This is a genomic window from Actinoallomurus rhizosphaericola, assembly GCF_024055675.1.
Classification (GTDB): Bacteria; Actinomycetota; Actinomycetes; order Streptosporangiales; family Streptosporangiaceae; genus Actinoallomurus; species Actinoallomurus soli.
The window spans coordinates 93,150-107,565 of record NZ_JAMXMW010000003.1 but is presented as its reverse complement, the minus strand read 5'-3'; the positions used below and the strand labels follow the sequence as shown (position 1 = coordinate 107,565).

Genomic DNA, 14,416 nt, shown 5'->3' with positions numbered 1-14,416 from the left:
GTCAGGCCATGCGGGCGATGGACTTGTACTCCAGGTAGGCGGCCAGGCCCTCGGGGCCGAGCTCGCGGCCGACACCGCTGCCCTTGTAGCCGCCGAAGGGCGACGACGACTCGATCATGTACATGTTCACGCCGTACGTTCCGGTGCGGACCTGGCGGGCGATCTCCAGTCCGCGGTCGTTGTCGGCGGTCCAGACCGTGCCCGCCAGGCCGTACTCGCTGTCGTTGGCGATCCGGACGGCGTCGGCCTCGTCCTCGTACGGAATGACCGACAGGACCGGGCCGAAGATCTCCTCGCGGGCGATCCGCATGTCGTTCGTGACGCCGGCGAAGACGGTCGGCGTGACGTACCAGCCGCGGTCGTACGGCCGCCCGGATCCGCCGAGCGCCACCTTGGCGCCCTCCTCCTGGCCGATCCGGATGTAGCCCTCGACGCGTTCCTGCTGGCGTTTGGCGACGAGCGGGCCGATCTCGGTGGCGGGGTCGGCCGGGTCGCCGACCTTCATCCCGCGCACCGTCTCGGCGAGCGCGTCGACGACCTCGTCGTAGCGGTTCCGCGAGGCGAGGACGCGGGTCTGGGCGACGCACGCCTGGCCGTTGTTCATCAGCGACGCCATCTTGAGCCAGCCCATCGTCGCGCCGAGGTCGGCGTCGTCGAGGATGATGGCCGCGGACTTGCCGCCGAGCTCCAGCGTGCAGCGTTTCAGCTGCTCGCCGCAGATCGCGCCGATCCTCCGGCCGGCCGCCGTGGACCCGGTGAAGGCGACCTTGTCGACGCCCGGGTGGCGGACGAGGTGCTCGCCGGTCTCCCGCCCGGCGGCGACGATGCTGACGACGCCCTTGGGCACGCCGGCCTCGGTGAGCAGGTCGGCGAGGACGTACCCGTCCAGCGGGGTCTCCGGGGCCGGCTTGATCACGATCGTGCAGCCGGAGATCAGCGCCGGGGCGAGCTTCAGCGCGATGATGAACTGCGGGACGTTCCACGGCACGATCGCGGCGACCACGCCGACCGGCTCGCGGCGGACCGTGACCGGGCCCATCAGCCCCGCGCGCTCCTCCTCCCAGGCGAAGCCCTTGCCGAGCTCGGCGAAGTAGCCGTAGACGGCCTGGGCCTGCCCGGTCTGGCCGAGCTGGGAGAACGAGATCGGGCAGCCCATCTCGGCGGTGATCAGCTCGGACAGGTCGCCGAGGCGCGCGGCGTACAGCTCGGTCAGGCGGGCGACGACGGCGGCGCGCTCGGCCGGCGCCATGCGCGGCCAGGGGCCGTGGTCGAACGCCTCCCGCGCCGCCGCGACGGCCCGGTCCATGTCCTCCGGGACCGCCGCGGGCACCCGCCCGATCACCTCTTCGGTGTGCGGGGAGACGACGTCGATGGTGCCGGTGCCGGCGGGCGCGGCCCACTCGCCGCCGATGTAGAGCCGATCGTGTTCACGCATGCCGTACCTCCGGAGGCGGGAGGAGCTTTGACCGAGTGCTTGCTTGGTATCTTCTCCATCCCCTCCCTCCCTGTCCAGGGTGGCATGGGTCACGGCACGTCCCGGCGGGCCAGCGCGATCCCGGCCGCGCCGAGAGGGAGGACGACGTACGCGAGCAGCACCGCGACCGCGGCGGCCGAGGGCAGCCCCGTCCCGTAGATCGAGTTCTGCCCGCCGGAGCCCGCGATCTCCTCGACGAGCGCCGCGGGCATCAGCGAGCCGAGCCGGTCCGACCACGGCTCCGGGAGAAGGTGCACGAGCACCGGCACGATGTGCCAGAGCCCGGCCATGACAACGATGGCCCCGGCGGTCGAGCGCAGCAGCGCGCCCACGCTCAGCCCGACCAGCGCGAACACCATCACGACCACTCCCGCCGTCACGATCCTGCCCGGATGCGCCTCCTGCCCGTGGATGGGCCGGTCGCCGATGATCAGCCGGGCGGCCGCGAGCACCGTGAACCCGGTCGCCTCCCCGGCGGCCAGCGCGACCACGGCGACGACGCCGGCCTTGGCGGCCAGCGCCGTACGCCGCCGGGGCACCGCGGTGAGGGTGGCGCGGATCATCCCGGTGGAGTACTCCGACGTGATCGCCAGCACGCCGAGGACGCCCATGACGAGGTAGGCCACCCAGCACGCCTGTTCGGGCAGCGAGGACACCTCCATCGAGGCCCGCCGCGCCGGTGGGAGGCCGTCCCAGAGACGCGCCGCGTACCAGGCCAGCAGCGCCATGAGACCGGCGACCAGCGCGACGACGCCGAGGCAGTACCAGGTGGACCGGGCCGTACGGAGTTTCAGCCACTCGGCCGCGAACGCGTCGGTCATCGCGCCGCTCCGTACTCCAGGCTGCCGGCGGTCAGCGCCAGGTACGCCTCTTCGAGCGAGGCGGACCGCGGGGTGACCTCGTGCACCGGGATGCCGTCCCGTGCGGCCAGCTCGCCGATCCGTACGGCGTCCAGGCCCTCGACCGCGAGCGCGCCGTCGGCCTCGACGAGGACGGACGCCCCGGCGGCCTCGAGCGCGCGGGCCAGTTCGGGAACGCGGCCGGTGCGCACGAGCACTCCTCGCTGGAACCGTGCGGCCAGCTCCCGCACCGTCGTCTCGGCGATCAGCCGGCCCCGTCCGATGATGACGAGCCGGTCGGCGGTGAGCTCCATCTCGCTCATCAGGTGGCTGGAGATCAGCACCGTGCGCCCTTCGGCGGCCAGCGAGCGCGTCAGCTCGCGGATCCAGCGGACGCCCTCCGGGTCGAGCCCGTTCACGGGTTCGTCGAGCAGCAGCACGCCGGGGTCGCCGAGGAGCGCCGCCGCGATGCCGAGCCGCTGCCGCATGCCGAGGGAGAACCCTCCGGTCCTCTTGCGGCCGACGCCGGCCAGGCCGACCTGCTCCAGCACCGCGGCGACCCGGGCGGTCCCGATCCGGTTGGCGCGGGCCAGGCAGCGCAGGTGGTCGACGGCGGTGCGCCCGCCGTACACGGCGCTCGCGTCGAGCAGCGCCCCGACCTCGTGCATCGGGAAGCGCAGGTCCGCGTACCGGCGGCCGTTCACGAGGGCGGTGCCGGACGTGGGGGCGGCCAGCCCCAGCAGAACGCGCATCGTGGTGGACTTGCCCGCCCCGTTGGGGCCGAGGAAACCGGTCACGTGCCCCGGCCGGACCTGGAAGGACAGCCGGTCGACGGCGGGCGCGCCGCCGTACCGCTTGGTCAGTTCGGTCACTTCGATCACGGTCCCGACGCTGCCGTACGGCGGGCCGCCGGCGCTTCGGAGCGGCGGCCGAATCCCGGCCTCCGCCCGGACGCGTACGACCCTCGCGGCCGGGGACCGGGATCCGACCAGGGGAGGAGGGACTCAGGGCGGAGGCGGCGGCGGGCACGGGCCGGTACGGTTCGGGCCGTGCGTGACCCCGATCCACCGCCGGTCTTCCCGCGCGACCCCGATCCACCGCCGGTCTTCCCGCGCCGGCTCGGCCGCGGCCGGCTGATCGCCCTCGACGCCGTGGCCGGCGCCGGGTCGACGCTCGTCCTGCTCGCCCTCGCCCTGGCCCGGCCGGTGGACCTGCCGGTCTGGGCGGCCTGCCCGCTCGTCGCGGCCGTCGGCCTGCCGGTCTCCGTACGGCGGCTGTGGCCGCTGCCCGTCTTCGCGGTCGTGTTCACGGCGTCGGTGGCGGCGCTGCTCTGCGGCCTCGGCTGGGGCACCCTGCTCGTCGCGGCGTACGCGCTGTACATGGTCGCGCTGACCGAGCCCCGGCATCCGCGGGAGCCCACGTTGATCATCGCGGGGGTCAGCGCGTTCGGCGTGCTGGCCATGACGGCGGCGGGGCCTCGTGACGGCGCCGGGTTCGCGGACCTGCTGATCATCGGCCCGCCGGTGCTGGGCGGGGCGTGGACGATCGGCCGCGCCGTGCGGGAGCGCCGCGCGTACGCCGAACGGTCGGCCCGGCAGCTCGCCGACCGCGCGGTGACCGAGGAGCGGCTGCGGATCGCGCGCGAACTGCACGACGTCGTGTCGCACACCCTCAGCCTGATCGGGGTCAAGGCCGGCGTCGCCGGCTACGTGCTGGAGGCGCGTCCCGCCGCGGAGACGGATCCCGGCGGCGAGGTGCGCGACGCCCTGCGCGTCATCGAGACCACGAGCCGGGAGGCGCTCGTGGAGATGCGGCACATGCTCGGCATGCTCCGCTCCGATGACGCGTCCCCCGACCTGCGGCCGGCGCCCGACCTCGCCGGGCTGCCGGAGCTCCGCGACCGCGCGGCGGCGGCCGGCGTCCGCGTCGACCTGACCGTCGACGGCGCCGGCGGCCTGCCCGACGGGCTGGGCCGTTCGGTGTACCGGATCGTGCAGGAGGCGGTGACGAACGTCGTCCGGCACGCCGCCCCGGCGCGCTGTGAGGTCGTCGTGGCGGGCGACGCGGACGAGATACGGATCCGGGTGACCGACGACGGGCCCGGGAACCGGGTGCTCCCCGGGCAGCCGGGGCACGGCATCATCGGGATGCGCGAACGCGCCCTCATGCACGGCGGCACGCTGACCGCCGGGCCGCGCCCCGAGGGCGGGTTCGAGGTGTCCGCCCGCCTGCCCCGTCGCTCCCCGGAGGATCCATGACCGAGCGAAGCGAGGGAATCAGGAAGCACAGCACCTTGGTCATGGGACCGACGAAGGAGGTCCCGTGACAGCACCCGTACGCGTCCTGGTCGCCGACGACCAGGCGCTGTTGCGCGGCAGCTTCCGCGTGCTCGTCGACACGGCTCCGGACCTGCTCACGGTCGGCGAGGCGGGCACCGGGACGGAGGCCGTCGACCTCGCCGTACGCGAGCGGCCGGACGTCGTGCTGATGGACGTCCGCATGCCGGAGATGGACGGCATCGAGGCGACCCGGCGCATCTGCGGCCCGGACGGCCCGCCCGGCGTCCGGGTGCTGATCCTCACGACGTTCGACCTGGACGAGTACGTCCACGCCGCGCTGCGCGCGGGGGCGAGCGGGTTCCTGCTGAAGAACACCCCGCCCGCCGACCTGCTCGCCGGAATCCGCGTCATCGCCTCCGGCGAGGCGCTGCTCGCACCGGCCGTGACCCGGCGGCTGATCGCGGAGTTCGCCGGGCGGCCGCTGCCCGCCCGGCGGCCGGCGCGGGAGCTGGCGGGCCTGACCGGCCGGGAACGCGAGGTGCTCGAACTGATCGCCCGCGGCCTGGCCAACGGCGAGATCGCCGCGCATCTGCACCTGAGCCCGGCGACCGTGAAGACCCACGTGGGCAACCTCCTCGCCAAGCTCGCCGCCCGCGACCGCGCCCAGCTGGTGATGGTCGCCTACGAGACCCGCCTGGTCACTCCGACGGCGCGCCGTGGCCTCGCCGACACGCCACCCCAGTGACCGGTAAAACAGGTGTGACGTGCGATAATAGGGGTATCCCGCTTCCACCATCCGTCATCTGTCAGTGGATATCGCCATGCCTAAGTTCCGTCGAGTTGTCAACCGCATCGTTCACCGCCGCACCGTCCGGCCCCACCGACTCGTTGAGAGCTTGGAACAGTGGGAGAGGCTCGCCACCCCGGAGGAGCGAGCGCGGCTGCTCGCCAAGTCCGACCTGAGGAAAGCGGCCTGACGCGGCACCACCCCATCGAAACGGAGGCCCCCGGCGAACCCCTTGGGTTCTAGTGGTCGTCGCAACGTCCCTGCTGAGGGGATGCGATGGCTTTCGAGATCCGGGAGAGCCGGGGACGGGCCCAAGGACGTAAGAAGCTGGTCCGTGAACGCGAGGAATACTTGCGGCTCATGCGTGAGGGCATGAGCAACAGCCAGGCTTGCCAGATCGTCGGGATCAACCCGCGGACCGGCAAGCGCTGGCGTAACGGACGGACTCGGTCCGCGGGGCACGCGGGGGCGCCACCGATCACCTCGGTGACGTCCCCGCCAGGTCCGTGCCGTTACCTGCGAGAAGACGACCGGATCCACATCGCCGACCGACTACGCGAAAAGGCATCGATCCGGGCGATCGCGGCCGAGCTCGGCCGCGCCCCCTCCACGATCAGCCGGGAGATCCGCCGCAACCGGCACCCGATCAACGGGCAGTACCGGCCGCACGCCGCCCAAGCCCGCGCCGACGCCCGCCGGCCACGCCCGAAAACCGGGAAGATCGCGTCCAACCCCCGGCTGCGCCAAGCCGTCCAGGACCGGCTGGAGATGGAATGGAGTCCTGAGCAGATCAGCAAGACCCTGCTCATCCACTTCCCCGCTCAGCCGGAGATGCAGGTGTCACACGAGACGATTTACCAGGCGCTGTATGTCCAAGGACGCGGCGAACTACGCCGCGAGCTGACCCGGGCACTGCGGACCGGCCGGGCCCGCCGCACCCCGCGCTGCCGTCCCGACCAGCGCCGGCACCGTTTCGCCGCTCCCATGGTGATGATCAGCGAACGCCCCGCCGAAGCCGAGGACCGGGCCGTGCCCGGCCACTGGGAAGGCGACCTGATCATCGGCAAGGACCACCGGTCCCAGATCGGCACCCTGGTCGAGCGTGCCACCCGCTACGTCCTGCTCGTCCATCTACCCGGCGACCGGGCCGCCGAGACCGTCCGAGACGCCCTGGCCGCCACCATGCAGACACTCCCCGCCGAGCTGAAACGATCCCTGACCTGGGACCAAGGCAGCGAGATGAACCTGCACCACCAGTTCTCAATCGCCGCTGACCTGCCCGTCTACTTCTGCGACCCGCACTCGCCTTGGCAACGCGGCAGCAACGAGAACACCAACGGACTGCTCCGCCAGTACTTCCCCAAAGGCACCGACCTGTCCGTCCACAGCGCCGAGCACCTCACCGCCATCGCCGCCCGCCTCAACGGCCGGCCACGCAAAACGCTCGGCTGGGAAACCCCAGCCGAGCGTCTCGCTAAGCTCCTGGCACCAGCCAGTTGATACCCGGCGTTGCAACGACCCCTTGAAACCGCCCCCTCGCCGGGGGTCTTCCGCGTCCCGGGGACTTCATGGGGATGTTCCTCACGAAAGGGACCTGATGCGGCGTGTGAGGTCCGTGTTGTCGGCGGGGCCTGTTAGCTTGCCGGGCATGCCCCGCCTGCTGCACACCTCCGACTGGCACCTCGGCCGGTTCTTCCACCGCGAGGACATGCTGGGCGCGCAGGCGGCCTTCGTCGACCACCTCGTCGAGACGGTCCGGGCCGAGCGGGTCGACTGCGTGCTGGTGTCCGGTGACCTGTACGACCGGGCGCTGCCGCCGGTCGACGCGGTCGACCTGTGCGACCAGGCGCTCCGGCGGCTCCTGGCCGAGAAGGTCCGGGTCGTGCTGATCAGCGGCAACCACGACTCCGCGCGGCGGCTCGGCTTCGGTGCCGACCTGATGGACGCCTCCGGGGTCCACCTGCGCACCGACCCGGAGACGGTCGGCCGTCCGGTGCTCCTCGACGACGGCACCGCGATCTACGGCATCCCCTACCTCGAGCCCGAGGTCGTCCGCGGCCGGTGGGAGCTGCCCGAGCGCGGGCACACGGCCGCGCTGACCGAGGCGATGCGCCGCATCCGCGCCGACGCGGCGGGCCGCGGCGGCCGGTCGGTGGTCCTGGCGCACGCGTTCGTCACCGGGGGAGAGGCGAGCGACAGCGAGCGCGACATCGCGATCGGCGGGGTGGCCAACGTCCCGGTGGGCGTCTTCGACGGCGTCGACTACGCCGCGCTCGGCCACCTGCACCGCTCGCAGCGCCTGTCCGACACCGTCCGCTACTCCGGCTCCCCGCTGGCCTACTCCTTCTCCGAGGAGGGCCATACCAAGGGCAGCTGGCTGGTCGACCTCGGCGAGACCGTGCGCGCCGAGTTCGTCGAGGCGCCGGTGCCCCGCCGGATCAAGCGCCTCAAGGGCCGCATCGACGACCTGCTCACCGCCGAGCAGCACGCCGTGTACGAGGACCACTGGCTGCAGATCACCCTGACCGACGCCCGGCACCCCGTGGGCGCGATGGACCGGCTGCGGCGGCGGTTCCCGTACGTCCTCGCGCTGGCCTTCGAACCGGAGCGGGCCGTGGACACCGGCGAGCGTTCCTGGGCGGAGCGGGTCACGGGCCGCTCCGAGACCGAGATCGCCTGCGACTTCGTCACCGAGATGCGCGGCACGGCGCCGGACGAGGCCGAGCGCGCGCTGCTGCACGAGGCGTTCGAGCACTACCGGCGCGAGGAGGCGGCCCGGTGAGGCTGCACCATCTCACGATCACCGCGTTCGGGCCGTTCGCCGGCACCGAGCGGATCGACTTCGACGCGCTGTCCGACGCGGGGCTGTTCCTCATCAATGGCCCGACCGGCGCGGGCAAGACCAGCGTGCTCGACGCGGTCTGCTTCGCGCTGTACGGGCGGGTGCCGAGCGTGCGCAACGACGCGAAGAACCTCCGCAGCCACCACGCGCCGCCCGATCGCTCGCCCGAGGTCGTCTGCGAGGTGACGATCCGCGGCCGCCGGTTCCGGATCGCGCGGTCCCCGCGCTGGGACCGGCCGAAGCTGCGCGGCACCGGCACCACGGAGGAGAAGGCCAAGGTCCTGCTCCAGGAGTGGCGCGCCGGTGAGTGGGCGGCCCTGTCCACCCGGTTCGACGAGGCGGGACAGCTGATCGGGGATCTGCTCGGCATGTCCGCCGAGCAGTTCTGCCAGGTGGTGCTGCTGCCGCAGGGCGACTTCGCGGCGTTCCTGCGCGCCGACGCCGAGAAGCGGCGCACCGTCCTGGAGCGGCTGTTCGCCACCGAGATCTTCACCGACGTCGAGAAGTGGCTGCGCGAGAAACGCCAGGAGACCGGGCGCGAGGCCGAGATCCTGCGCGCCGCCGCCGCGTCCACCGCCGACCGCGCGGCCGAGGCGGCCGGCGGCGAGCGGCCCGACCTCGATCCCGACGCGCTCGCCGCGTGGACCGTCGAGCTGTCGGCTCACATGGACGACGTCCGCGCGGCCGCCGAGGACCGGGTGACGGCCGCCGCGGGCGTGCTGTCGGCGGCACGGGCCGCCGCGGAGCGGGGCCGCGCCCTCGCCGACCGGCGGGCCCGGCGCGCCGCCGCCGAGGCCGGCGCCGCGGCCCTGGCCGAGCGGGCCGGCGAGCGGGCCGCGCTGGCCGGCGCGCTGCGCGACGCCGAGCGGGCCCGCCGCGTCCTCCCGCTGCTGCACGCCGCCGAGGCCCGCGCCGCCCGCCGTGAGCAGGCCGCGGCCGTGGTCGCCCGGCAGCGGGACGCCGTGACCAGGCTCGTCCCCGACACCGCCGACGCCGACGTCATGCGCAAGGAGGAGCGCGCCCGCCGGGACGAGGCCGCCGTCCTCGAACAGCGCCGCGACGACGAGCGGCGGCTCGCCGACCTCGGCCGGGACCTCAAGCGGGCCGAGTCCGAGGGACAGGACCTCGACGCCCGCGAGGCCGAGCTGTCCCTCTTCCTCACCGACTCCCCGCGCTACCGCCGGACCCTCGCCGGGCAGCTGGAGCAGACCCGCTCCCGCCTCGCCGCCCGGCCCGTGGCCGAGGCCGCCGTCGACGCCGCCCGGCGACGGCTGGAGGCCGCGGAACGACGCGACGCGCTGGTCACGGCGCTCGCGGAGGCCGAGGAAGAGCACCGCGCCGCCACCGACGCCGCCCAGACGGCCCGCGAGGCGTACCAGGAGATCCGCCAGGCGCGGCTGGACGGCATGGCCGCCTGGCTCGCCCGCGAGCTGACGCCCGGCGGGCCCTGCGCCGTCTGCGGCTCCACCGACCACCCCGCGCCCGCAACCGCGGACCTCGACCTCCCGGACGGGGAGGTCGAGGCCGCGGCCCAGGCCGCGTACGAACAGGCACGGGAGGACCGGGAGCGGATCGCCGCGCGCCTCGCCGAGCTCCGGGCCGAGCACGCCGGGGCGGCCAGGGACGCCGGCGAGGAGGTCGCCGACGATCTGCGCGCCGCCCTCGCCGCGGCCCAGGGGGAGCTGACCGATCTCACGGCCGCCGAGACCGACGCCGAGCGGCTGGAGGAGGAGCTCCGGCAGGTCGACGCCGAGTACGAGGAGGCCCGCGACCGGCAGGAGGAGGTCAGGGCCGCCCTCGCGGAGAACCGCGCGCAGCGCGTCGCCCTCACCGCCGAGTCGCTCCGCCTGCGCACCGGCCTCGACGACGCGCGCGGCGACGACCCGACCCTGGAGGCGCGGATCCGGCGGCTCGGCGCCGAGGCCGACCTGCTCCGCGACACCGCCGCCGCGATCGAGCGGCTCCGCGCGGCCGTCGACGACGCCGGCGCCGCGGAGCGTGAGGCCGCCGACGCCGCCGAGGCGGAGGGCTTCCCCTCGGTCGAGGCCGTACGCTCCGCCACCCTGGACGACGCGGCGCACGAGGAGCTGACGCGGCGCGCCAAGGCGTACGACGACGAGGAGGCCAGGGTCACGGCGCTCCTGAACGATCCGGACCTGGCCGCGGCCGCCGCCGAGCCGCCGCCCGACCTGGACGTCCTGGAGGCCGCGCTCGCCGACGCCGACCAGGCCCACCAGGCCGTCGCGTCGGCGCGTGACCGCGCCCGGCACCGCCGTGACCGGCTCGCCGCGCTCGCGGCCGAGCTGCGGCGGCACGCCGCCGCCTGGCGCCCCGTCGCCGGGCACCACGAGCTCGTGTCCCGGATGGCCGCGCTGGCGTCCGGCGACCCGGCCGTGAACACCGCGCGGATGCGGCTGTCGGCGTACGTCCTGGCCGCCCGGCTGGAGCAGGTCGTCGCGCGCGCCAACCACCGCCTGGCCCGCATGTCCCAGTCCCGGTACGTCCTCGAGCACACCGTCGAGCGCGCGGCGGGGGAGCGGGGCCGCCACGGCACCGGCGGTCTGGGGCTGCGCGTCATCGACGGCTGGACGGGGCAGCACCGCGACCCGGCCACCCTGTCGGGCGGGGAGACGTTCATGGCCTCGCTCGCCCTGGCCCTCGGCCTGGCCGACGTGGTGACCGACGAGGCGGGCGGCGCGGAGATCGGCACGCTGTTCGTCGACGAGGGGTTCGGCACGCTCGACGAGGAGACCCTCGACGAGGTGATGGACGTCCTCGACGGCCTGCGCGACGGCGGGCGCGCGGTCGGCATCGTCAGCCACGTCGCCGAGCTTCGCACCCGCATCCCCACCCAGCTCCGGGTCCGCAAGACCCGCACCGGCTCGACCCTCGCCGTCACCGGCGGCGGTCAGGACGCCACGGCCTCGCGGACCGCCGGCACGATCTCCTGAGCCCACGGTCCGAGCGCGGCGTCCACCGGGCCGACCGGGAAGAGCGTGAAGCCGCCCGCGCCGTGGTCCAGCACGGCGCCGGTCAGCTCCTCCACCCACTGCCCGGCCGAGCCGCCGATCCAGCGCCCGTCGCCGTCCCGCGTGGCCGGGAGCGGATCGCGCGTGATGCGGCCCGGCAGGTTGTAGATCGTGGCGACGTCCCGGGGATCCCGCCCGGCGGCGGCCGCCGCCTCGTCGATGATCGGGCGGGACTCCCGGAACCGGTCACTGAGCCAGTCCGCCGCGCGCCCGGGGATCCACCCGTCCGCGACCCGGCCGGTGACGGCCAGCGACCTGGGCCCGACCGAGCCGGTCCAGATCGGCGGGGCGGGGACCGGAGCGGGTTCGAGGTCGGTGACCTGGTAGAACTCCCCGTCGAAGGTCACCGGCTCGCCACCGCCGCACAGCGCCCGTACGAGGTTGATCGCCTCCTCGAACGCCCGGACGGCGTCGGCGGGCGCGATCTTCTGCACGCCCATCCTGGCGATGTCGCCCCAGGAACCGCCCGCGCCCATCCCGAGCACCACGCGGCCGCCGGACAGCGCCGACAACGACGTCACCGCGCGCGCCAGCATCGGCGCCGGCCGGGTCGGCAGGTTCGTGACGTTCACCATGCCCGCGATCCGCGTCGTTCCGCCGAGCGCGATCCCGACGATCGAGTAGGCGTCCAGCCGGTCGCCGAAGTACGGGTGGTCGGACACCGTGAACAGATCGAGCCCCAGACGGTCCGCCTCGGCGGTGAGCCGCAGCGTCTCGGCCGCCTCATCCAGCGCGGTGCTGACCCCGATCCCGAACCTGATCCTGCTTTCCGTCATCTTCCTGGCTCTCTTTCTGAGGAGTTAGTTCGTATCACGAATGTCAGTGGTTCACGTATTCTGAGGGAATGGCAAAGCCGCAGGGACAGCAGATGTCAGTCGTCGCCGCGCTGGTGCGCTCGTCGTTCCTCGTGAACGCCGTGTACGCCGCGTCGAGCCGCGAGTACGGCCTGACCCCGCAGCAGGGGCAGCTGCTGTGCGTGCTGATGCCGGGGCCGTACGGGATGAGCGAGCTCGGCGCGATGCTGGGACTGGCCAAGTCGAGCCTCACAGGCCTGGTCGACCGCACCGCCCAGCGCGGCCTCGTCCGCCGCGAGCCGGATCCGGAGGACGGGCGCGCCGTACGGATCGCGCTCACCCCTGAAGGCGCCGAACTCGTCGAGGAGTTCTACGCCGAGACCTGCCGGCGGGTGGAGGACCTGCCGGCCGGCCTCGGTGACGACGAGCGCCGCCTGCTCGCGGAGCTCCTCGGCCGGGTGGTGCTGGACAACGAGGTGCCGGTCGTCTTCGTGGAGCCGGACGGGGAGACGGCGTCGCACGGGCGCTGAGCGGCCCGAACGCCCGGTCCGCGCCGCCCCGGCTTCAGGGCGGTGCATCAGGTGGTGCCGAACAGCTCGGTGAAGCGGCCGGTGAACAGATCACGTCCCTTGTACTCCGCGACCGTCTCGGTGGGCAGGAGCGTCGGCCCGTCCGGAGAGGGGAACTGGCCGACGCCGCCGTTCGGGCCGAGCGGCAGGATGATCGCGGGAATCGGCGACGGCCGGTAGACGGCCGTGGGACGCTCGCCGCGCACCTGCGCGAGGATGTTCGCGGCGATGACCTCGGCGTGCCGCATCGCGTACCCGGCCATCTTCGCCTCGGCGAGGTCGGTGATGTCGCCGAGCGCGTAGACGTGCTCGTGGCCGTCGACGGTGAGGGTCTCGGTCACCCGGACCCGGCCCTGGGGGGTGAGCGCCGCGGCCAGGCCGTCGCGGAGATAGCCGGTGTTGACGCGGACGCCATGGGCGCGGAACCAGATGTCCGCGGAGATCTCGCCGCCGGTGCTGCCCACCGTGAAGGTCTCCGCCCGGCCGGGTGCGACCGGCGGTTCGCCCGTGAGGGCGGTGCCCAGCCGCAGGTCCACACCCAGCGCGTCGAGCTGGCGCTGCAGGTCCGCCCGCATCTCCGCCGCGAAGCCGGGGACCAGTTCCTCGGCCGGGTCGACGATGGTCACCTGCTTGTCCGGCCAGACCGCCTTGATCTCGCCGGACAGCTCCAGCCCGACGGGTCCCGCGCCGGTGATCAGCACCCGCGCCGCCCCGGCGAGCTCCTTGTGCGTGACCCGGAGCCGGTCCAGCGCCTCGTCCGCGGAGTCGGTCTCCGTCTTGGCGGGGTAGGGATAGCCGGATCCGGAGGCGAGGACGAGGTAGTCCGCGGCGACGTGTCCTCCCGAGGCCAGGGTGACGCCCTCCGGATCCACGGAGACCGCGCGATCGCGGACGATCCGGCCCCGCCGCAGCAGCCGGTCGTACGGGAAGAAGATGTTGCCCGCCCACTCCGGCCGCACCAGGGCCCGCAGCGACCCGGCGGCGTGGACGAACGCGTCTTTCGGCTCGATCAGTACGACATCGGTCTCCGCGTCCAGCGCCTTGGCGACCGCGGAACCCCCATAACCACCACCGATGACCGCGACCGTACGACTCATGTTCTCTCACTCCCAATGTAGATAAAGTTCGCAGGACGAACGATATAGTTCGTCCTGCGAACTGTAAAGCCGGTCCTTCCCCTGATCCGGCCTGGCCGACGAGAAATGCGTGGTCGGAGCCGTCGGCGTGCCGCTACCGTGGCGCGGTGACGACTCAGGTGATCGTGCTCAACGGCGGGTCCAGCTCGGGCAAGTCCGGGATCGCCCGGTGTCTGCAGGCCGTCCTGCCGGACCCCTGGCTCGCCCTCGGCGTGGACACGCTGATCCAGGCGATGCCCGCGTCTCCGCGGACGCCGGCCGCGGGACTCGAGATCGCCGCGGACGGCGAGGTCGCCGTCGGGCCGGAGTTCCGCGCGCTCGAGGCGGCGTGGATCGAGGGCGTGGCGGCGATGGCCCGCGCCGGTGCCCGGATCATCGTCGACGAGGTCTTCCTCGGCGGCGCCTTCTCCCAGCGCCGCTGGGAGAAGGCACTCGACACGCTCGAGGTCCTGTGGGTCGGGGTCCGGTGTGAGCCGGCCATCGCCGCGGGCCGCGAGATCGCCCGGGGCGATCGGGTCATCGGCATGGCGGCATCCCAGGCGAAGATCGTTCACCAGGGCGTCGTCTACGACCTGCAGGTGGACACCACCCGTACCGAGTCTCTGGAATGCGCCCGGACCATCGCCGCCCATGTGCGATGAGTGACGGCCTGAGGCGAGGCCACTCT

12 protein-coding genes are annotated in these 14,416 nt (G+C 73.7%); 7 read left to right on the top strand and 5 right to left on the bottom strand.

What is annotated here, in order from left to right; genetic code table 11:
* Nucleotide 1 precedes the first annotated feature (1 nt).
* The 3 genes from NE234_RS08185 to NE234_RS08175 all read right to left on the bottom strand — a co-directional run bounded on the left by NE234_RS08185 (nucleotide 2) and on the right by NE234_RS08175 (nucleotide 3,194).
* Nucleotides 2-1,435, bottom strand: a complete 1,434-nt coding sequence (locus NE234_RS08185; RefSeq protein WP_252778271.1) for an aldehyde dehydrogenase — start codon at nucleotides 1,433-1,435, stop codon at nucleotides 2-4.
* 89 nt (nucleotides 1,436-1,524) lie between these two features.
* Nucleotides 1,525-2,295, bottom strand: coding sequence for an ABC transporter permease (locus NE234_RS08180; protein WP_252778270.1), 771 nt, complete (start codon nucleotides 2,293-2,295; stop codon nucleotides 1,525-1,527).
* Nucleotides 2,292-3,194, bottom strand: a complete 903-nt coding sequence (locus NE234_RS08175) for an ABC transporter ATP-binding protein (protein WP_252778269.1) — start codon at nucleotides 3,192-3,194, stop codon at nucleotides 2,292-2,294. The genes NE234_RS08180 and NE234_RS08175 overlap by 4 nt, the downstream gene beginning before the upstream one ends.
* Nucleotides 3,195-3,362: 168 nt before the next feature.
* On the opposite strand from NE234_RS08175, the gene NE234_RS08170 reads away from it, so the two are divergent.
* The 5 genes from NE234_RS08170 (at nucleotide 3,363) to NE234_RS08150 (ending at nucleotide 11,172) form a co-directional block, all read left to right on the top strand.
* Nucleotides 3,363-4,571, top strand: coding sequence for a sensor histidine kinase (locus NE234_RS08170; RefSeq protein ID WP_252778268.1), 1,209 nt, complete (start codon nucleotides 3,363-3,365; stop codon nucleotides 4,569-4,571).
* Between the two features lie 64 nt (nucleotides 4,572-4,635).
* Nucleotides 4,636-5,337, top strand: a complete 702-nt coding sequence (locus tag NE234_RS08165) for a response regulator (RefSeq protein ID WP_252778267.1) — start codon at nucleotides 4,636-4,638, stop codon at nucleotides 5,335-5,337.
* Between the two features lie 318 nt (nucleotides 5,338-5,655).
* A complete protein-coding gene (locus NE234_RS08160; RefSeq protein WP_252778266.1) occupies nucleotides 5,656-6,879 on the top strand; it encodes an IS30 family transposase in 1,224 nt (407 codons plus the stop codon).
* Between the two features lie 148 nt (nucleotides 6,880-7,027).
* Nucleotides 7,028-8,161, top strand: a complete 1,134-nt coding sequence (locus NE234_RS08155; RefSeq protein ID WP_252778265.1) for an exonuclease SbcCD subunit D — start codon at nucleotides 7,028-7,030, stop codon at nucleotides 8,159-8,161.
* Nucleotides 8,158-11,172 carry an SMC family ATPase gene (locus tag NE234_RS08150; protein ID WP_308206862.1) on the top strand — a complete coding sequence of 1,005 codons (3,015 nt, stop codon included), beginning with the start codon at nucleotides 8,158-8,160 and terminating at the stop codon, nucleotides 11,170-11,172. Before NE234_RS08155 ends, NE234_RS08150 begins: the two co-directional genes overlap by 4 nt.
* Here the strand turns inward: NE234_RS08150 and NE234_RS08145 are convergent.
* Nucleotides 11,130-12,026 carry an LLM class flavin-dependent oxidoreductase gene (locus tag NE234_RS08145; protein WP_252778264.1) on the bottom strand — a complete coding sequence of 299 codons (897 nt, stop codon included), beginning with the start codon at nucleotides 12,024-12,026 and terminating at the stop codon, nucleotides 11,130-11,132. The genes NE234_RS08150 and NE234_RS08145 overlap by 43 nt on opposite strands.
* Nucleotides 12,027-12,094: 68 nt before the next feature.
* Between NE234_RS08145 and NE234_RS08140 the strand changes: the two genes are divergently transcribed.
* Entirely contained in the window at nucleotides 12,095-12,574 is a 480-nt protein-coding gene (locus NE234_RS08140) for a MarR family winged helix-turn-helix transcriptional regulator (protein WP_252778263.1), read from the top strand.
* 47 nt (nucleotides 12,575-12,621) lie between these two features.
* Here NE234_RS08140 and NE234_RS08135 read toward each other — a convergent pair whose 3' ends face one another.
* Nucleotides 12,622-13,710 (bottom strand): NAD(P)/FAD-dependent oxidoreductase, encoded by a 1,089-nt coding sequence (locus NE234_RS08135; RefSeq protein ID WP_252778262.1) that lies wholly within the window; start codon nucleotides 13,708-13,710, stop codon nucleotides 12,622-12,624.
* Nucleotides 13,711-13,856: 146 nt separating this feature from the next.
* On the opposite strand from NE234_RS08135, the gene cpt reads away from it, so the two are divergent.
* Entirely contained in the window at nucleotides 13,857-14,390 is a 534-nt protein-coding gene (gene cpt / locus NE234_RS08130) for a chloramphenicol phosphotransferase CPT (protein WP_252778261.1), read from the top strand.
* The last annotated feature ends 26 nt before the right edge of the window (nucleotides 14,391-14,416 follow it).

Coding starts and splice junctions, on each gene's coding strand:
- NE234_RS08135 (WP_252778262.1), bottom strand. CDS start 13,710: ATGAGTCGTACGGTCGCGGTCATCGGTGGTGGTTATGGGGGTTCCGCG.
- NE234_RS08185 (WP_252778271.1), bottom strand. CDS start 1,435: ATGCGTGAACACGATCGGCTCTACATCGGCGGCGAGTGGGCCGCGCCC.
- NE234_RS08180 (WP_252778270.1), bottom strand. CDS start 2,295: ATGACCGACGCGTTCGCGGCCGAGTGGCTGAAACTCCGTACGGCCCGG.
- NE234_RS08155 (WP_252778265.1), top strand. CDS start 7,028: ATGCCCCGCCTGCTGCACACCTCCGACTGGCACCTCGGCCGGTTCTTC.
- NE234_RS08160 (WP_252778266.1), top strand. CDS start 5,656: ATGGCTTTCGAGATCCGGGAGAGCCGGGGACGGGCCCAAGGACGTAAG.
- NE234_RS08140 (WP_252778263.1), top strand. CDS start 12,095: ATGGCAAAGCCGCAGGGACAGCAGATGTCAGTCGTCGCCGCGCTGGTG.
- NE234_RS08145 (WP_252778264.1), bottom strand. CDS start 12,026: ATGACGGAAAGCAGGATCAGGTTCGGGATCGGGGTCAGCACCGCGCTG.